General features: G+C 71.6%; 23 protein-coding genes. 13 read left to right on the plus strand and 10 right to left on the minus strand.

Going from position 1 to position 17,389, the window contains the following annotated elements:
• Positions 1-65 precede the first annotated feature (65 nt).
• Together fabI and AB0L00_RS16025 are read right to left on the minus strand one after the other, a co-directional pair.
• Positions 66-830: an enoyl-ACP reductase FabI gene (gene fabI / locus AB0L00_RS16020; protein ID WP_364433968.1), complete on the minus strand. Its 765-nt coding sequence runs from the start codon at positions 828-830 to the stop codon at positions 66-68.
• Between the two features lie 71 nt (positions 831-901).
• Positions 902-1,606 carry a beta-ketoacyl-ACP reductase gene (locus AB0L00_RS16025; RefSeq protein WP_364433971.1) on the minus strand — a complete coding sequence of 235 codons (705 nt, stop codon included), beginning with the start codon at positions 1,604-1,606 and terminating at the stop codon, positions 902-904.
• Positions 1,607-1,721: 115 nt separating this feature from the next.
• Here AB0L00_RS16025 and AB0L00_RS16030 point away from each other — a divergent pair, with 115 nt between their 5' ends.
• Together AB0L00_RS16030 and AB0L00_RS16035 are read left to right on the plus strand one after the other, a co-directional pair.
• Positions 1,722-3,221 carry a TldD/PmbA family protein gene (locus AB0L00_RS16030; RefSeq protein WP_364433974.1) on the plus strand — a complete coding sequence of 500 codons (1,500 nt, stop codon included), beginning with the start codon at positions 1,722-1,724 and terminating at the stop codon, positions 3,219-3,221.
• Complete coding sequence (locus tag AB0L00_RS16035; protein WP_364433977.1) at positions 3,218-4,609, plus strand: metallopeptidase TldD-related protein; 1,392 nt, start codon at positions 3,218-3,220, stop codon at positions 4,607-4,609. Before AB0L00_RS16030 ends, AB0L00_RS16035 begins: the two co-directional genes overlap by 4 nt.
• 249 nt (positions 4,610-4,858) lie before the next feature.
• Here AB0L00_RS16035 and AB0L00_RS16040 read toward each other — a convergent pair whose 3' ends face one another.
• A complete protein-coding gene (locus AB0L00_RS16040; RefSeq protein WP_364433980.1) occupies positions 4,859-5,071 on the minus strand; it encodes a dodecin in 213 nt (70 codons plus the stop codon).
• A 252-nt stretch (positions 5,072-5,323) separates the two neighbouring features.
• On the opposite strand from AB0L00_RS16040, the gene AB0L00_RS16045 reads away from it, so the two are divergent.
• On the plus strand, positions 5,324-5,638 hold the full coding sequence (locus AB0L00_RS16045; RefSeq protein ID WP_364433983.1) for a DUF3099 domain-containing protein: 315 nt from the start codon (positions 5,324-5,326) through the stop codon (positions 5,636-5,638).
• Positions 5,639-5,883: 245 nt separating this feature from the next.
• On the opposite strand, the gene AB0L00_RS16050 is transcribed toward AB0L00_RS16045, so the two are convergent.
• A complete protein-coding gene (locus AB0L00_RS16050) occupies positions 5,884-6,720 on the minus strand; it encodes an ABC transporter permease (RefSeq protein WP_364433986.1) in 837 nt (278 codons plus the stop codon).
• Positions 6,717-7,649, minus strand: coding sequence for an ATP-binding cassette domain-containing protein (locus AB0L00_RS16055; RefSeq protein ID WP_364433989.1), 933 nt, complete (start codon positions 7,647-7,649; stop codon positions 6,717-6,719). The genes AB0L00_RS16050 and AB0L00_RS16055 overlap by 4 nt, the downstream gene beginning before the upstream one ends.
• A gap of 300 nt (positions 7,650-7,949) precedes the next feature.
• Between AB0L00_RS16055 and AB0L00_RS16060 the strand changes: the two genes are divergently transcribed.
• The 8 genes from AB0L00_RS16060 to AB0L00_RS16095 all read left to right on the plus strand — a co-directional run bounded on the left by AB0L00_RS16060 (position 7,950) and on the right by AB0L00_RS16095 (position 12,995).
• Positions 7,950-8,981, plus strand: coding sequence for a cation diffusion facilitator family transporter (locus AB0L00_RS16060; protein WP_364433992.1), 1,032 nt, complete (start codon positions 7,950-7,952; stop codon positions 8,979-8,981).
• Complete coding sequence (locus tag AB0L00_RS16065) at positions 8,912-9,409, plus strand: hypothetical protein (RefSeq protein WP_364433995.1); 498 nt, start codon at positions 8,912-8,914, stop codon at positions 9,407-9,409. Before AB0L00_RS16060 ends, AB0L00_RS16065 begins: the two co-directional genes overlap by 70 nt.
• A complete protein-coding gene (locus AB0L00_RS16070) occupies positions 9,403-9,648 on the plus strand; it encodes a monovalent cation/H+ antiporter complex subunit F (RefSeq protein WP_345346900.1) in 246 nt (81 codons plus the stop codon). The genes AB0L00_RS16065 and AB0L00_RS16070 overlap by 7 nt, the downstream gene beginning before the upstream one ends.
• A complete protein-coding gene (locus AB0L00_RS16075; RefSeq protein ID WP_364433998.1) occupies positions 9,645-9,914 on the plus strand; it encodes a monovalent cation/H(+) antiporter subunit G in 270 nt (89 codons plus the stop codon). Before AB0L00_RS16070 ends, AB0L00_RS16075 begins: the two co-directional genes overlap by 4 nt.
• Positions 9,907-10,158 (plus strand): DUF4040 domain-containing protein, encoded by a 252-nt coding sequence (locus AB0L00_RS16080; RefSeq protein WP_364434001.1) that lies wholly within the window; start codon positions 9,907-9,909, stop codon positions 10,156-10,158. The genes AB0L00_RS16075 and AB0L00_RS16080 overlap by 8 nt, the downstream gene beginning before the upstream one ends.
• A complete protein-coding gene (locus tag AB0L00_RS16085; RefSeq protein WP_364434004.1) occupies positions 10,155-10,838 on the plus strand; it encodes an MnhB domain-containing protein in 684 nt (227 codons plus the stop codon). The genes AB0L00_RS16080 and AB0L00_RS16085 overlap by 4 nt, the downstream gene beginning before the upstream one ends.
• Before the next feature lie 64 nt (positions 10,839-10,902).
• On the plus strand, positions 10,903-11,244 hold the full coding sequence (locus AB0L00_RS16090; protein WP_364434007.1) for a cation:proton antiporter subunit C: 342 nt from the start codon (positions 10,903-10,905) through the stop codon (positions 11,242-11,244).
• Positions 11,241-12,995, plus strand: a complete 1,755-nt coding sequence (locus tag AB0L00_RS16095) for a proton-conducting transporter membrane subunit (RefSeq protein WP_364434010.1) — start codon at positions 11,241-11,243, stop codon at positions 12,993-12,995. Before AB0L00_RS16090 ends, AB0L00_RS16095 begins: the two co-directional genes overlap by 4 nt.
• Here AB0L00_RS16095 and AB0L00_RS16100 read toward each other — a convergent pair.
• Positions 12,985-13,680 (minus strand): hemerythrin domain-containing protein, encoded by a 696-nt coding sequence (locus AB0L00_RS16100; RefSeq protein ID WP_364434012.1) that lies wholly within the window; start codon positions 13,678-13,680, stop codon positions 12,985-12,987. The genes AB0L00_RS16095 and AB0L00_RS16100 overlap by 11 nt on opposite strands.
• A 97-nt stretch (positions 13,681-13,777) precedes the next feature.
• Between AB0L00_RS16100 and AB0L00_RS16105 the strand changes: the two genes are divergently transcribed.
• On the plus strand, positions 13,778-13,984 hold the full coding sequence (locus AB0L00_RS16105) for a hypothetical protein (protein WP_345346921.1): 207 nt from the start codon (positions 13,778-13,780) through the stop codon (positions 13,982-13,984).
• Positions 13,985-13,997: 13 nt separating this feature from the next.
• Here AB0L00_RS16105 and AB0L00_RS16110 read toward each other — a convergent pair whose 3' ends face one another.
• On the minus strand, positions 13,998-15,224 hold the full coding sequence (locus tag AB0L00_RS16110) for an acyltransferase (RefSeq protein ID WP_364434014.1): 1,227 nt from the start codon (positions 15,222-15,224) through the stop codon (positions 13,998-14,000).
• A 205-nt stretch (positions 15,225-15,429) separates the two neighbouring features.
• Between AB0L00_RS16110 and AB0L00_RS16115 the strand changes: the two genes are divergently transcribed.
• Positions 15,430-16,203 carry a YoaK family protein gene (locus tag AB0L00_RS16115; protein ID WP_364434016.1) on the plus strand — a complete coding sequence of 258 codons (774 nt, stop codon included), beginning with the start codon at positions 15,430-15,432 and terminating at the stop codon, positions 16,201-16,203.
• A gap of 61 nt (positions 16,204-16,264) precedes the next feature.
• Here the strand turns inward: AB0L00_RS16115 and AB0L00_RS16120 are convergent, their stop codons facing one another.
• The 3 genes from AB0L00_RS16120 to AB0L00_RS16130 are packed head-to-tail and all read right to left on the minus strand — an operon-like array spanning position 16,265 to position 17,385.
• Positions 16,265-16,510 (minus strand): DUF6457 domain-containing protein, encoded by a 246-nt coding sequence (locus AB0L00_RS16120; RefSeq protein WP_345346927.1) that lies wholly within the window; start codon positions 16,508-16,510, stop codon positions 16,265-16,267.
• On the minus strand, positions 16,503-17,087 hold the full coding sequence (locus AB0L00_RS16125) for a molybdenum cofactor guanylyltransferase (protein ID WP_364434019.1): 585 nt from the start codon (positions 17,085-17,087) through the stop codon (positions 16,503-16,505). The genes AB0L00_RS16120 and AB0L00_RS16125 overlap by 8 nt, the downstream gene beginning before the upstream one ends.
• The gene (locus tag AB0L00_RS16130) at positions 17,074-17,385 is read right to left on the minus strand and encodes a DUF3467 domain-containing protein (protein ID WP_364434021.1); all 312 of its coding nucleotides are present in this window, start codon (positions 17,383-17,385) and stop codon (positions 17,074-17,076) included. The genes AB0L00_RS16125 and AB0L00_RS16130 overlap by 14 nt, the downstream gene beginning before the upstream one ends.
• Between the last annotated feature and the right edge of the window lie 4 nt (positions 17,386-17,389).

The raw sequence follows: 17,389 nt of genomic DNA on the forward strand, positions 1-17,389 counted from the left end.
GCCGACCCGCCACCGGCCACCGAGCGCCCCGCCGAGCAGGCGGGGCGCCAGGCCGTTCTCGAACTTCAGCCGCCGACGGCGTGCACGCCGCCGTCGACGTGGACGATCTCGCCCGTCGTCGCGGGGAACCAGTCGGACAGCAGCGCGACGCAGGCCTTGGCGGTCGGCTCCGGGTCCGCGACGTCCCAGCCCAGCGGGGCCTTGTCCGGCCAGACGTTCGTGAACTCCTCGAAGCCCGGGATGCTCTTGGCCGCCATGGTCTTGAGCGGTCCGGCGGCGACGAGGTTGACGCGCACGCCGTCCGGGCCGAGGTACTTGGCGAGGTAGCGGGCGGTCGACTCCAGGCCGGCCTTCGCCACGCCCATCCAGTCGTACACCGGCCAGGCCTGGGTGGCGTCGAAGTCCAGGCCGACGACCGAGCCGCCGTTCTTCATCAGCGGCAGGCAGGCGGCCGTCAGCGACTTGAGGGAGTAGGCCGAGATCTGCACGGCGGTGGCGACGTCGTCCCACTCGGTGTTCATGAAGTTGCCGCCCATGGCGGTCTGCGGCGCGAACCCGATGGAGTGCACGATCCCGTCGAGCCCGTCCACGTGCTCGGCGACCTTCCCGGCGAGGCCGTCGAGGTGCTCGGCGTCGGTGACGTCCAGCTCGATGACCGGCGCGGCCTCCGGGAGGCGCTTGGCGATGCGTTCGACGAGCGACATGCGGCCGTACCCGGTGAGGACGAGCTCGGCGCCCTCCAACTGGGCGAGCCGTGCCACGTGGAAGCCGATGGAGGCGTCGGTGAGGACGCCGGTGACGAGGATCCGCTTGCCGTCGAGAATGCCCATTCAGTGTCCCATTTCCAGATGTCGGCCGCCGGTCGCCCGCGGCCCGGTGCTCGTTTCGGGGATGCGCGAGGTCAGTGACCCATGCCGAGGCCGCCGTCGACGGGGATCACGGCGCCGGTGATGTAGGCGGCGTCCTCCCCGGAGAGGAAGCGGACGGCCTTGGCGATCTCGGCCGGCTGGGCGACGCGGCCCAGCGGGATCTGCTTCTTGATCTCGGCCTGGCGGTCCTCCCCCAGCGCGGCGGTCATGTCGGTGTCCACGAAGCCGGGCGCCACGACGTTCACCGTGATGTTGCGCGAACCGAGCTCGCGGGCCAGCGACCGGGCGAAGCCGACGAGGCCGGCCTTGGAGGCGGCGTAGTTGGCCTGACCGCCGGAGCCGAGCAGCCCGACGACGGAGGACACGAGGATGATCCGGCCGTTGCGCTTGCGCATCATGCCGCGGACCGCGCGCTTGGCGACGCGGTAGGCGCCGGTGAGGTTGGTGTCGAGGACGGAGGTGAACTCGTCCTCGCTCATCAGCGCCAGCAGGTTGTCCCTGGTGATGCCGGCGTTGGCGACGAGCACCTGGACCGGGCCCTGCTCGGCCTCGACCTTCCCGAACGCGGCGTCGACGTCCTCCGCGCTGGTGATGTCACAGCGCACTCCGAACAGGCCCTCCGGGGGCTCTCCGGAGCGGTAGGTCACGGCGACGGCGTCCCCGGCGTCCTTCAGCTCGTGGGCGATGGCCAGCCCGATTCCCCGGTTGCCTCCGGTGACCAGGACGGAGCGACTCATTCGACAAACCTCCAGTTCGATCGTGGCGAGCCTATTGCCCTACCGATAGGTAACACGAGCACGGCACCGCCAAGGAGGACCGGCCGGTCTTTGTAGGACGCGGTAGGTTGCTCAAGTGAGAGAGATCGACTCAGACTTCACCGTGCTACCGTCGCGGGCGCTGGCCGACGCGGCGCTGTCCAGGGCGCGCGAACTCGGCGCGGAGCACGTCGACTTCCGCCTCGAGCGCATCCGTCACCAGACGCTGCGCCTGTCCGACGGCAACCTCGAGACGGCCGTCGACGCCGACGACACGGGTTTCGCCGTCCGGGTGATCCTGAACGGCACCTGGGGGTTCGCCTCGGGCATCGACCTGACCACGGACGCGGCCGTCCGGGTCGCCGAGCAGGCGGTCGAGGTCGCCAAGGTCGCCGCGGCCATCAACCGCGAACGCATCGAGCTGGCCGCCGAGCCGGCGCACGGCGAGCGGGTCTGGATCTCCGCGTACGAGGTCGACCCGTTCGACGTCGCCGTACGCGACAAGACCGCGTTGCTGGCCGACTGGAGCGCCCGGCTGCTGCGCGACGACCGCGTCGCGCACGCCGACGCGTCGCTCCTGCAGGTCAAGGAGAACAAGTTCTACGCCGACACGGCGGGGACCGTCACGACGCAGCAGCGGGTGCGGCTGCACCCGGTGCTGACCGCCGTCGGCATCCGCGACGGCGCGTTCGACACGATGCGCACGCTCGCCCCGCCGGCCGGCCGCGGCTACGAGTACCTCACCGGCAACGCGTGGGACTGGGACGACGAGCTGGCCCGCATCCCCGAGCTGCTGGCGGAGAAGCTCGCGGCGCCGTCGGTCGAGGCCGGGACGTACGACCTCGTCATCGACCCGTCGAACCTCTGGCTGACCATCCACGAGTCGATCGGACACGCGACCGAGCTCGACCGGGCGCTCGGGTACGAGGCGGCCTACGCCGGCACGTCGTTCGCGACGCCCGACAAGCTCGGCAGCCTGCAGTACGGCTCCAAGGTCATGAACATCACCGGGGACCGCACCGCCGAGCACGGCCTGGCCACGATCGGCTACGACGACGAGGGCGTCGAGACGCAGCGCTGGGACATCGTCCGCGACGGCCTGTTCGTCGGCTACCAGCTGGACCGGCGGATCGCGCGGCTGACCGGGGCGGAGCGGTCCAACGGCTGCGCGTTCGCCGACTCGCCGTCGAGCATGCCGCTGCAGCGGATGGCGAACGTCTCGCTGCAGCCGGCCCCGGACGGCCCGTCCACCGAGGAGCTCATCGCCGGCGTCGAGCGCGGGCTCTACGTGGTCGGCGACAAGAGCTGGTCGATCGACATGCAGCGCTACAACTTCCAGTTCACCGGCCAGCGTTTCTTCAAGATCGAGAACGGCCGGCTCGCGGGCCAGGTGCGGGACGCCGCCTACCAGGCGACGACCACCGACTTCTGGAACTCGATGGAGGCCGTCGGCGGGCCGCAGACCTACGTCCTCGGCGGCGCGTTCAACTGCGGCAAGGGCCAGCCCGGCCAGGTCGCGCCGGTCAGCCACGGCACGCCCGCCGCGCTGTTCCGCGGCGTCAACATCCTCAACGCGGTGAAGGAGGCGGGCAAGTGACCACCCCGCAGGAGACGGTCGAGCGGGCGCTGTCGCTGTCGCGCACCGACGGCTGCGTCGTCATCGCCGAGGAGTCCAGCGGCACGAACCTGCGCTGGGCGGGCAACACGCTGACCACCAACGGCGTCACCCGCTCCCGGCGGCTCACCGTCATCGCGATCAAGAACAAGGCCGACGGCGTCTCGACGGGTGTCATGTCCCGTGCCGGAGTGACTCCGGACCAGGTCGAGGACCTGGTCCGCGCGGCCGAGCGCGCGGCGGCCGACAACGCCCCGGCCGAGGACGCCACGGCGCTGATCGAGGCGGCCGAGGCCGGTCCGAGCGGCCGCTGGGAGGACCCGCCGGCCGAGACGTCCATCGGCGTCTTCGAGGGCTTCGCGCCGTCGCTCGGGGAGGCGTTCGCCGCGGCGGAGGGGAACGCCCGCAGGCTGTACGGCTTCGCCGAGCACTCGATGAACACCACCTTCCTCGGCACCTCGACGGGACTGCGGCTCCGGTCCGACGAGCCGACCGGGAAGGTGGAGCTGAACGCCAAGTCCGACGACCTGTCCCGGTCCGCCTGGAACGGCGTCGGCACCCGGGACTTCCGCGACGTCGACGTCACGGCGCTCGCCGGCGACCTCGCCCGGCGCCTCGAGTGGGGGCGGCGGCGGATCGACCTGCCCGCCGGCCGCTACGAGACGCTGTTGCCGCCCAGCGCGGTGGCCGACCTCATGGTCTACCTCTACTGGTCCGCCGGGGCCCGTGACGCGAACGACGGCCGTACCGTCTTCAGCAAGCCGGGCGGGGGCACCAGGGTCGGCGAGAGCCTGACCGACACGCCGGTCCGGCTGTACAGCGACCCGGCGGCGCCCGGCCTGGAGTGCACGCCGTTCGCGGTGGCGCACGCGTCCAGCCGTGACTCGTCGGCGTTCGACAACGGGGTCGCGCTCCGGTCGGTCGACTGGATCTCCGAGGGCCGGCTGTCCGCGCTGCTGCAGACCCGTCACTCGGCCAGGCTGACCGGCCTGCCGTTCACTCCCGGCGTCGACAACCTGCTGATGGAGGTGCCGGGCAGCGCGAAGACGCTCGACGAGATGATCGCCGGCACCCGACGCGGACTGCTGCTCACCTGCCTTTGGTACATCCGCGAGGTCGACCCGCAGTCGCTGCTGCTCACCGGCCTGACCCGCGACGGCGTGTACCTCGTGGAGGACGGCGAGGTCGTCGGCGAGGTGAACAACTTCCGGTTCAACGAGAGCCCGGTCGGCATGCTGGCCCGCATCGCGGAGGCCGGCGCGTCGCAGCGGACGCTCGGCCGCGAGTGGTCCGACTACTTCACCCGTACGGCGATGCCGCCGCTCCGGATCACCGACTTCAACATGTCGACGGTCAGCAAAGCCAGCTAACGATCTCCCCTGCCGACTATGTCCGTAAAGTCGGCCGACCGCGTCCACAAAGCGGTCGGCCGGCTCGGACCGGTCGGCCGGCCGTCGGCGCTCCGGTCTCCGTACGGTTTCCCGTAGCCGTGCGGGAGATCCAGCTCGGTCCGCACGGATCGGGAACCGTGCGGGAGACACAGGGGCCCGTACGGGGCCGGTGGCCGTACGGGAGACCGGGGGATCGGTCCGTCGCCGCGTGTGCGGCGGGCGTGCCGCTCAGGTGTCCTCGAGGCGGAAGCCCACCTTGAGGCCCACCTGGTAGTGGGCGACCTCGCCGTCGACGATCTGGCCGCGCACCTCGGTGACCTCGAACCAGTCCAGGTGCCGCAGCGTCTGCCCGGCCCGTCTGAGCGCGTTGCGAATCGCGGCGTCCACGCTGTCCGGTGAGGTGCCCACGATCTCCGTTACCCGGTATGTCCGGTCCGTCATGACAGTTCCTCCCGCGCCGCGATGAACATGCTTTGATCCTTCTTCCCGCCCGCCGCACGCGCCATGCGACGCGAAGCGGGCGTCCCCGTCCCGCCGCGTCGCCCGAGGTGGCCGGGTGACCCGGCGGGCCGTCTCGGGCGGGGGCGTCGTACCGGACCCGGCGCGGATCACCCGGGCACTTGCCCGGTTCCGTCCGAGGACTACCGTGGAGGTGTGAAGGTGAGACCGTCGACCCGGCGACATGAGCGGCCCGTGGTGTACACGGTGACGGACGCCCGCCGGCCCCTGTCCGAGGACATCGGCTACCGCGAGCGCCGCTACCTGCTCACGATGGGCGTGCGAGCGCTCTGCTTCCTGCTGAGCATCATCTTCGCCGTGACGCTTCACGGCGCGTGGCGGTGGCTGGCGATCGTCGCGCTCCTCGGCGCGGTGCTGCTGCCCTACGTCGCCGTCATCTTTGCGAACGGCGGCCGTGAGCCCGACTCGGCCTCTCGATTCACGCCGTACGAGCCAAACACCGTTGACCGAAAAGAGATTTCCGGCCCGCACGACGAAATCGGCTCGTGACAATCTCTTGACTAACAGAGGGGGGGTTCGGTGTACGATTTGTTCCGGCGCTCTGGTCCCCCGTCGGGGCGCCCGTGCCGGTGTTCCGGGCCCCCGTCGGAACACCGATGATTGCGGCGCCGGGAGGATTGCCCCCGTATCCTCCCGGCGTCGCCACTTTTCTCCCCTTATTCAGTTCGCCGCCGACCTGGGCTGATTCCCGGTCGACCAGGGCGGCGAGCCGTCGGCCGCCCGTTCACCGCCCGTCAGGCGTCGCGCCGCTTCAACAGAATCGCCGCGATCGCCAGCATCACGACGATCCAGAGGCAGAAGACCCCGAACCCCTGCCACGGGGTCAGGAGGTCGCTCTTGCCCTGATGCGCCTGGGCGATCAGATGGCCCGCCTCGGACGGCAGGTAGGCATGGACGTGCTTGCCGATGCTGCCGGGCAGCAACTGGGTCAACGGGGCGAGGACCAGCACGAACCCGATCACCCCCGTGATGCCCGCCGCGGTGTGCCGGACGATCCCGCCGATCGCCAGCGCGAACAGCCCCAGCAGGGCGAGGTACAGCCCGCCGCCGACGATGGCGCGCAGGACGCCCGGGTCACTCAGCGACACCGGCACCTTGGAGTGGAGGATCGGCGCGCCGATGAAGAAGGAGGCGAACGACACCACCGTCCCGAGGACCAGGATCAGCAGGCCGAACACCGTCGCCTTGGCGGCGAGCATGGGCAGCCGCCGGGGCACCGCCAGGAGGCTGGCGCGGATCATCCCGGTGGAGTACTCCGAGGCCATCACCATGACGCCGAGCACGCAGACGGTGAGCTGGCTGAGGAAGAACCCGCTGCCGAGGATCGTGCTCGCCGGGTCGGCGGCCACGGACGCGCGTCCCGCCGGGTCGGTCTTGTCCCACTGCGCGACGGTGACGGCCATGAACAGGGCGGTGAAGCCCAGGTCGAGGACGACCAGCAGGATCAGCGACCACACCGTCGAGCGCACTGAGCGGATCTTGGTCCACTCGCTCAGCAGCAGGTGGTGGAAGCCCGGCCGGTGGTCGGCGGGAGCGGCCGGGCCGGCGGTCGCGCTGGGAGCGGTGGTCATCGCGGGTCTCCTTCGACGTGCGGGGCCGACGCCGCGCCGTACTCGACGCTCTCGCGGGTCAGCTCCATGAATGCCTCCTCCAGCGAGCCGCGCCTGGGGGTCAGCTCGTGCAGCACGAAGCCGCCGGCGGCGGCGAGCTCACCGATGCGCGGAGCCTCCAGGTCGGACACGAGGAGGGCGCCGTCGCCGTCCAGGGTCGTCTTGCCGCCCTCCTCACCGATGACGGCGGCGAGCCGTTCGGCGTCCGGGCTGCGGACGACCACCTGCTGCTCGGTGCTGCGCTCGATGAACTCCTCCGTCGAGCAGTCCGCGATGAGCCGCCCCCGGCCGATGACGATGAGGTGCTCGGCGGTGACCGCCATCTCGTTCATCAGGTGGCTCGACACGAAGACGGTGCGCCCCTCGGCGGCGAGGTACTTCATCAGGTTGCGGATCCACAGGATCCCCTCGGGATCGAGGCCGTTGACCGGCTCGTCGAGGATCAGCACGGCCGGGTCGCCGAGCAGGGCGGCCGCGATGCCGAGCCGCTGCCCCATGCCCAGCGAGAAGCCGCCGGCGCGTTTGCGGGCGACCTCGTGCAGCCCGACCAGGTCGATGACCTCCTGGACGCGCTTGGGGCCGACGCCCTGGGTCTGAGCCAGGCACAGCAGGTGGTTGTAGGCGCTGCGCCCGGTGTGGACCGCCCGTGCCTCCAGCAGCGCGCCGACCACCGAGAGCGGCCGCGGCAGGTCCCGGTAGTGCCGGCCGGCGATGGTCGCGTCGCCGCCGTCCGCGCGGTCGAGGCCGAGCAGCAGGCGCATCGTCGTCGACTTCCCGGCGCCGTTCGGCCCGAGGAACCCGGTGACCCTGCCGGGCTCGACGGTGAAGGTCAGATCGTGCACGGCGACCTTGTCGCCGTAACGTTTGGTGAGGTTCTTCGCCTCGATCATCAGCAGATCCTGAGGTGGGGGAAAGGGTGACGTGCGGTCGTTCACGTTAGACGCTGCGTCCGTGTGCGCGGATCCGCCCTTCGTATCGATCCAGCATCGCCGACCGGCCATTTCCCGTGGCCGGTCGGCCGAACGGGGCGCATCCCTTGGCGACCGCCGGCGACCGCCCCGAGCCGGTGGCCGGGTCCGACCGTCCTACGGCAGGCGACCCGGCCGCCCCGCGCAGGGGACTCGGCCTTCTCGCGCAGGGGACTCGGACGGGCGCGTATCGACGGGTCTTACGCGGGTAACGGAACCCCCATGAATCGGTCAACCCGTCGTACGGTCCTCGTCGCCGGGGCCGCCAACCTGGTGGTCGCCGCGACCAAACTGGCCGCCGGCCTGATCTCCGGTTCGAGCGCGATGCTCGCCGAGGCGGCCCACTCCCTCGCCGACACCCTCAATCAGGCGTTCCTGCTCACGTCGCTGCGCAAGAGCACCCGACCGCCGGACCGCGACCACCCGTTCGGCTACGGGCAGGAGCGCTACTTCTGGTCGCTGCTGGCGGCCTTCGGGATCTTCGTGGCGGGTGCCGGATTCTCCGTGTTCGAGGGCATCCTCGCGATGCTGCGGCCCCATGGGCACGAGGACCCGCTGATCGCGTACATCGTGCTGGCCGTCTCGTTCGTGGCCGAGGGGATCTCGTTCGCCCGTGCCGTCCACCAGATGCGGCAGGAGGCCGAGAACCAGGGCCGGGAGGTAATGGACCACGTGCGCCGCAGCCCGGACATGACGGTCAAGGCGGCACTGTTCGAGGACACCGCCGCCGTCATCGGTCTCGTCCTCGCCGGGGGCGGTCTGCTGCTCACCCAGCTCACCGGCTCATCGGTGTGGGACGGTGCCGCGTCCGTCGCCGTCGGCGTGCTGCTCATCGTCGTCGCGTACCGTCTCGGCCGCGACAGCCGGGACATGCTCATCGGACACGCGGCCGACCCCGACGAGCAGCGGCTGATCACCGAGGAGATCAATGCGACCGAGGGCGTCGACGACGTGGCCGAGCTGCTGACGATGCGACTCGGGCCCGACCATCTCCTCATCGCGGCGCGGGCGAGCTTCGTCGACGACATCACCGCCGAGGAGGTCGAGGACATGGCCGAGGACATCGACCGGCGGGTCGGGGAACGGCTGTCCGTCACCCCGCACGTGTTCATCGACCCGACGCGGCAGCGGACCGCCGCGCGGCGTCCGGGTTTCGGGTCGGGCGAGCGGGTATACGGCCATTCGTGTTCCGACGAAGGCGGCCAGGCGACGCGGGCGGAGGATCCGGGCACGACGACCGGACGGTCGGCCTGACGCGGTCCGTCGTCGAGTCGGCGGCGTGGTGGGCGGCCCTGTACGTGATCTACCTGGGGATCATCTCGACGGTCTCGGTGACCGAGCTCGTCGTCGGGGCCGCCGCGGCGGCGTTCGGGGCCACGGCGGCGGTCGCCACGCGGCGGACCCTGCTGCCCGACCTGGCGGTCGCCCGCCCCCGGCTCCGCGTCCTGCTCCTGCTGCCCCCGCAGATCCTCCGCGACTGCGTCCTGCTCCTGCGACCGGCCCGGCGGGGCCGGTTCGCCGAGGTCTCGCCGCCGTCCCACCGCGACGGTGTGCTGACGCTCCTGCTGTCGGTGTCGCCGGGCGCGTACGTCATCCAGGTGTCTCCGGACCGGGAAACCATCCGGGTGCACCGCGCGGAGGACCGCCCCTCTCGCCTCGAACGGGAGCTGACCTCATGCTGACCGCCGCGCTGGTCCTGCTGATCGCCGCCGTCGGGCCCTGTCTGCTCGCGACCCTGTGGGGTGATCCGGCCGACCGGCTGACCGGGCTCATCCTCGCGGGACCGGCGGCGACACTGGTCCTCCTGCTCCTGGCCGCCGGGTACGACCGGCCCGCCTACCTCGACGTCGCGTTCGTGCTCGGCCTGCTGTCGTTCGCGGGCTCCCTGGTGTACGCCCGGTTCATCGGACGGACCCTGTGAGCACCGTCCTGATCTGGGCCGGGGTCGCCGTCGCGGCGCTGAGCGCGATCCGACTGGTGCTGACCAGGGACCTGTTCGCCCGGCTGCACTTCATCGGGCCGGTGACGGTGCTGACCGCCCCTCTGGTCGTCGCGGGGCTCGCGCTGCGCACGTGGTCGTCCTGGCACGACGTGTTCAAGCTGGTCCTCATCGGCCTGCTGCTCATCGGCACCGGACCGGCGACCGTCGTCGCCACCGCACGCGCGCGGCGAGGGCCCGATGACTGACGCCCTCCTCATCGTGTCCCTGGTGCTGGTCGTCGTCATGGCGACCGCGGTCGTACTGACCCGCGATCCGGCCCGCCAGGCGATCGTGCTGTCCGCCTACGGGGTGACACTCGGCATCCTGTTCCTGGTCCTGCAGGCGCCCGACGTCGCGCTCTCCCAGATCGCCGTGGGCACGGTCGTGGTCCCGCTGGTGGTGATCCTGGCGATCCACGCGATCCGCAAGCAGGGCGGCGAACGCCGGTGAGCCGCGGGGTGCGGTTCGCCGTCTTCGCCGTTGGCGCGGCCGGGCTCGGGGTGCTGTTCGTGCTGGCCGCGTTCCGCCTGCCCGACTTCGGGGGCCGGTTCCACCCGTACGGCGACCGCGCGGTGGCCTCCGCGATCGCCGAGAAGACGAAGAACGTCGTCTCGTCGGTCAACTTCGACCAGCGCGCCTTCGACACCGTGGGCGAGGAGCTGATCCTGTTCGCGTCCGCGCTCGGGGCCGTCGTCCTGCTGCGCATGGTCCGGCGGGAGCGGGAGGATGAGGCGGGCGAGCACGGGTACGGGCCCGCCGACGTGTTCGACGCGTTGCGTCTCACGGGCTACGTCCTGCTCCCCGTGACGCTCCTGGTGGGCGTGTACATCGTCGCGCACGGTCACCTCTCCCCCGGCGGCGGCTTCCAGGGCGGCGTCGTGCTCGGCACCGCCCTGCACCTCCTCTACCTCACCGGCGACTATCCCGCGCTGGCACGGCTGCGTCCCGTACCGGCCTTCGAGGCGGGCGAGGCCCTGGCCGCGGGCGCCTTCGTGATGGTCGGCCTGGCCGGCGCCGGACTGGTGAAAACGGGGAACACGCTGGTCGGGCTGGAGGTCGGCTGCGCGATCGTCCTGGTGCTCGCCAAGTTCTTCGAGCAGGCGCTCCTCGTACGCGAAGAGGGCGCGTGAGCGAGCGCAGCGAGCGAACCGTAAGCACAGCGTCTCTGGTCACTCCTCCGACGAAGGAGGGCGCATGACTCACCTGCCGTATCTGGCCGCCGGGTGGATCCTGCTCGCCGGGATCTTCGGCATGGTGACGAGCCGGAACCTGGTGCACGTCGTGGTGTGCCTGTCGGTGACGCAGTCGGCGACGTACGTCCTGCTGTTGACCGTCGGCTACCGCAAGGGCGGGACCGCTCCGGTGTTCTCCGACATCCAGCCCACCGGGAAGGTCGTCGACCCGGTCGTGCAGGCGATGGCGCTCACCGACATCGTCGTGAACGCGACCGCGACGGCCCTGCTGCTCGCGCTGGCCGTCCAGGTGGCGAAGCGGCAGGGCACCATCGACCCGGACGAACTGCGGCCACTGGAGTGATACTCCAGGCCGCGATCGCGGCACCCGTCATGGTCGCGGTCCTGCTCGCCGCGGGGGGCCGGTGGCTGCCGCGACCGCTGGTCGACACGGTCGCGACCGGAACGGTCCTCGCCGTGACGGTGCTGCTCGGTGTCGTGCTGGCGGACGCGCTCCGGCACCCGGTCGTCGCGTGGCTCGGGGGATGGCGGCCGCGGGCGGGTGTGAGCGTCGGCATCCCGCTCGTCGCCGATCCGATGTCGGCGGGCCTCGCGCTGCTCGTCGCCGTCCTGACGCTCGCGGCCCTCGTGTTCTCGTGGCGGTACCTCGTCGAGGTGCAGGCGATCTACCACGCGCTGATGCTCCTGTTCACCGCCGCCATGTGCGCGTTCGTCCTCACCGGAGACCTGTTCGACGCCTTCGTCTTCTTCGAGCTGATGAGCGTCATCGCCTACGTCCTGACCGGCTACAAGGCCGAAGAGCCGCGGACGGTGCACGGAGCGCTGAACTTCGGTGTGATCAACTCGCTCGGGGCGTACATCACGCTGATGGGGATCGGCCTGCTGTACGCCCGGACCGGGCAGCTGGGGTTCGCGGCCATGGGGGCGCGGCTGCCCGGTCAGGACCATCGCCTGGTCAATGTCGCGTTCCTCCTGATCTGTACCGGCTTCCTGGTCAAGGCGGCGGCCGTGCCCTTCCACTTCTGGCTGGCGGACGCCCACGCGGTCGCCCCCACGCCGGTGTGCGTGCTGTTCTCGGGCGTCATGGTGGAACTCGGCGCCTACGCGGTCGCGCGAACGTACTGGGCGACGTTCGCGGGGGCCGTGCCCGGGACCGGGCCCGCCCTGGCCGTCCTCGGCGTCGCCACCGCCCTGCTGGGCGGGGTCATGTGCGTCCTGCAGCACCACGTCAAGCGCCTGCTCGCGTACTCGACCGTCAGCCACGTCGGCGTCATCCTGCTCGGGGTCGCGGCCCTGGACCACGACTCCCTCGCCGGAGCGGCGTACTACGTACTCGGCCACGCGGGCGTGAAGGCCGCGCTGTTCATCGCCGCGGGGACGCTGCTCAACCGGTTCGAGACCCTCGACGAACGCGAGTTGCACGGCCGCGGGCGCACGATGCGGGTGTCCGGCGCGGTGTTCCTCGTCGGCGGTCTGGGCCTGGCGGGAATGCCGCCCTCGGGGCTGTGGGCCGGCAAGACCGTCATGGACGAGGCCGCCGAGCGCGCGGGCTGGTGGTGGGCCGCGCCGGTCGGCGTGGTGGCGTCCGCGCTCACGGCGGGCGCGGTGCTGCGGGTGTGGCTCCGCGTGTTCCGCGGCGCGGGCCCGTCCGGCGGCGGCACCGCCGAGCATGAGGACACCGAGACCGGGCCGAGGTTGTCGCGCCTGCCCTGGACCATGGCCGCGCCGGCCGTCGTCCTCGCCGCGGGCGCCGTGGCGCTGGGCCTCGTCCCCGGCCTGGGCCGCGGTGTCTCGCACGCGGCGGGAGTCTTCGTCGACCACGGCGGCTACGTCTCGGCGGTGCTGTCCGGCGGCGTCTGGCGCGCGGCATCTGTTCCGCTCCATCTGTGGGCCACCGCCGGGCTCGCCGGCGGAGCGGCCGGCGTCGTGCTGGCGACGGTGGTCGCGGTGCTCGGCCTCCGCTACCCGGTACCGCGCGTCCTGCGGCCCGTGGTCGATCGCCTGCGGGCGGCGCACTCCGGGCATGTCGGGGAGTACGCCGCGTGGCTCACCGCGGGGGTGGCGCTCTTCGGGCTGCTCCTGTTCACCGCGTGAGGGGTCCGGAGCCCGGCCAGCCGTCCAGCCCCGGGCCCGAATGATCGGTCAGCCCGGGCCGGGACCATCCGTGGAGCGGCGGGACGTCGGCCGGTTGGGCGGACGGCCACACGGGCGTCGCCCGATTGGCCCGCTCGACCTTGGTGCCGAGGTCGTGGAGCATGGTGGTGTCGCAGGCGCCGGCCAGTCGCGGGAAGAGGTTCGTCTCCTCGTCCGCGAGATGCTCCTGGGTGGTCCCGTAGAGGCGGCGGAACACCTCGTCGAACCGCGCGTCCGACGGGTCGAGTCCGTCCAGCTCGTTGATCGTCTGCCGTGCCAGGGCGTGGTCCGCGATCTTCTCCGCGGCGAGCCGGTCGCCGTCCGGCACGTGGGCCCGGACCGCCGGATAGAGGTACATCTCCTCGGTCAGGGCGTGACGCATGAGCTCGGTGATCACGCTCGCCACGAAATAGCGGCGCCGGCTGTCTCCGGGAGGAATCGCGATGACGCGGACGAACATCTCCTTCACTCGGCGATGATCCCTCGTGAGCACGTCGATGACGTCCCGGGACCCACGATCGGACGGCACGGTGCCTCCTCCTCCGCCGATCCCCGGGACGAGCGACAGCCCCGCCCGCGCGGGATCGGCTGTCTGCTCAACCGTTGCGCCCCCGTTACCCGGACACCCACAACCCAAACAAATCACTACGAATACGTACAGTCAGGGTGGAGTGGATGAGCTGCGGCGCGGATCACGCCGCCGTGGGATCACGGCCGGTTCACGGATCCGCCAGACTGGGAAGGTGACCGCCGCAGAACCTCTCCAGTGCTCCGCCAAGGGCTGCCGGGCCGACGCCCGGTGGGCACTGCGCTGGAACAACCCGAAGATCCACGATGCCGACCGGCGCAAGATCTGGCTGGCCTGCGACGACCACAAGGAACACCTGAGCACGTTCCTGGCGCGCCGGGGCTTCCTGCGCGACACCGTCCCGGTCGACGACATCCGCTAGGCCGCCTCCGGACCTACGCCTGCTCGCCCCTGACGAGAGCGGCGCCCGCAAGGGCGTCCCCCGTCCCCTCCGCTCTTCCGGACAGCCGACGACCGAGGCGCTGCACCGGCGCCTCGACGAAACGCTGCGCCATCCAGCTCAGGGCTACGAGCACGGGGACGAAGGCGATCAACAGCAGGACGCTGCCGTGCTCCGGGCGATCCGGACCGCCGCCGAAGGCCACGCGGAAGACGGCGAGAAGAACCGGATGCAACAGGTACAGCGAATAACTGATCCTGCCGAGGCCGCTCAGCCACCCGGGGATCCGACGATGGCGCAGTGCCATGGCCAGGCAGAACGTCATCGCCGCCGCCACGATGGCGGTGCACCAGCCGCGTTGCAGCGAGATGTCCTCGCGATAGATGTTCCATACGCCGGTGAGCAACGTCGCGAACAGCACGACGCCGATGGCCGATGTCGCGACGCGGTGATCGGTCTGCCCCTTCTCGGCCCGATGGATCGCCGTGCCGGTGAACATGACCGCCAGGATGGCCAGTCCCTCCGCCGGGCTCACCCGGCCGTTCACCGCCACGAGGACGATGGCCAGCGCGCCCCCCAGTACGGCGCCGGTGACCGACCTCCGCGAAGCGAGAGCGATCGCCCCCACCCCCAGTAGGGCGACGAGCAGCACGATCATGTCGTTGTACGGGGACCCGGACAGCGCCGCGGTGGGAAGCGCCCCGCCTAACGTCAGACTCGCCATCGAGAAGACGAGGGCGATCGTCGTCGAGCGGCGATGAATTCTGACGGCGAAGAAGGCCACCACCAGCAGATAGAACGCCATCTCATAAGAGAGGGTCCATAGCACGTTCAACACATTGGGCACCGCGAGCAGATCCTGCAGCATCGTGGCGTGCGCGATCGTCGCGGTCAGGCCGTTCGGCCCTCCCCTGCTCCGATACAGGCCGACGGTCATCAGCCCGAGCGTCACGCCGCAGGCGACGGTCCACAGCGGATAGATCCGGAAGACCCTGCTGATCCAGAACCGCCGTACGCTGCCGTCCCGTTCCAGCGACACCGGCACGATGTAGCCGCTGACCAGGAAGAACACCATGACGCCGTAAGTACCTGCGTCGAACCAGCCGAGGACCGCCTGCCGTACTCCGGGAAGGTAGTCGTAGGACGCGTGGTGCAGGGCCACCGTCAGCGCCGCCACCCCACGGAGCGCGTCCAGCCACGCGAGGCGGGGACGCTGAACCACATGCGGGGGAACCGGCGCGGCGATACCTCCATGGCCGGAACCCACCCCGATGAGGGAACCCAACAACTCTCCCGACATTTCCGGCGAAATCGTTCGGCGAGCCTAGCGGTCCACGGCATGCGGCGCGGCGCGAAAAGATCAAGCGCAGCGTGATCGGGGTCGTCGCGGCCGCCATGGAACGGGCACAGGCGGGAACACGATCTGCGTGAGCCCTGGGAGACGAACGCCGCGGCCGGCGCGGTTCCGGCGGTTCGCGCGGTCGTTCCGCTCCGGGTGGTCCGCACGGCCCGTCGCACCACGGGAGGGCGCCGTCACGGCGGCCGTCTTTCTGCTCGCGCTGGGTTCCGGGGCGGCCGACGCGTTCAGCTTCGTCGCGCTGGGCGCCGTGTTCACGAGCGTCATGACCGGAAATCTCGTGCTGCTCGGCGTCGCCGTCGTCCACGCCGACGCGGGCGGCGCCGTACGCTCCGTGGTGTCCATCACGGCCTACGCGACCGGAGTGCTCGGTGCCGCGTCGTGGCTGCGGGACACGTCGCCCGCGGGCGCCGGGCCGTGGCCCGGACGGGTCGTCGCCGCGCTGGCCGCCGTGCCCGTGGCGCAGGCCACCGTGCTCGCCGGCTGGCTCGCCGCGGCGGCCCGGCCCGGCACCGCCCCGCAGGTCGCGCTGATCGCCGTGGCCGCCGCGGCGATGGGCGTGCAGAGCACGGCGGTCAACGCGCTCGCGGTGAGCGGGGCCGCGACCACCTACCTCACCGGAACGCTGACCTCGCTCATGACCGAGACGGCGACCACCGGATCACCGCTCACCATGCGCCGCCGCGCGGCGGTGCTGGCGGCGGCCCTGGGCGGTGCCGCGCTGGAAGCGGTGCTGCTGACCTGGGGACGCCCGGTCGCCCCCGCGCTGCCCTTGCTCGCCGCCCTCACGGTCGTGGCGGCCATGACCGTCGGCCGCGCCGTGCCCCGCCCCCGGCGGTCGTGAGAGCAGTCCCCGTCTCCTGCGGTCGTGAGGTCACGGCTCCCGCGCCCCGGCGGCCGTACGGCTACGACGGCCGGCCCTCCCGGCGCGCGGGCCACTCGGTGGCGAGTTCGGTGATACGGGCCGCCGCGTCCCGGGCGGGCTCGCCACGGCCCACGGCCAGGCCGAGCAGGTAGGCCGTCAGAGGAGCGGCGGGCCGGGCCACCCCGTGCGCGACGTCGCGGGCGAGGTCGAGGACCAGGTCACGGTCGACCTCCGCGCGGTCGATGCCGAGCTCCGCGCATGCCGTGTCGAGCCACTCCTCAAGCATCGTTCTCCTCGATCAGCCGGGACGCCTGGACGACGTCGTCCTCCGTGTCACAGTCGTACCACGCGGGCCGGCGGCGCCCGGCGGCCCGTACGCGGGCCGGGTCGAGCGGTGCCATCAGCCCGCGCAGCGACGCGCCGGGATACCCGGCCAGTGCGTCGCGCAGGGCCGAAGTCCGCCACACCCCGGTCAGCCACTGAGGACGGTCCCCGTCGTCGACGTACACGGCCCCGGCCCGGCCGCGGGCCCGACGGTGCAGCGCGTCGACGTCATCGGCAGTGAGGAACGGCAGGTCGGCGGCGAGCACGGCCACCCAGGACGCCTCCACCCGCGCCAGCCCGGCGCGCAGGGCGGGCACCGGCCCGGCCCCCGGAGGATCCTCCCGGACGACGACCGCGGCGGACAGCTCGGGACGGTCCGGCCCCACGAGCACGATGCGCCGCGCGTTCGCCACGGCCGCGCCGACGCGCTCCACCAGCGTCCGCCCGCCGACGAGCAGACCGGGCTTGTCGGCGCCGCGCAAGCGCGACGCGGCCCCGCCTGCGAGGATCACGGCGTCGTACGCGTCATCCGTCGTCATGCGCGCTCTTGCCGCTCTCCCGCTCGTACGCGCTGAGGTTCTGCTCGAGGGCCTTCATCAGCTCCCAGACCTGACTCGGCGGGATGCGTACGCGGGACACCACCTGGGCGGGGACATGGACGTACGAGGCGCCGCTCTCGGTGTCCTGCATCACCTCAGGGGGACGCACCGCGGTGGAGAAGTCGATGACGAACGAGTCCGGGGTGCGCCACACCGACGCGAACCCGGCGTACACCCCCACCTCGTGGTCGGGCGGAACGGTGATCTCGACCCGGTGTTCCTGCGGCTGCTCGGTCACGCGT

This window comes from Actinoallomurus sp. NPDC052308, from assembly GCF_040679195.1.
GTDB lineage: Bacteria > Actinomycetota > Actinomycetes > Streptosporangiales > Streptosporangiaceae > Actinoallomurus > Actinoallomurus liliacearum.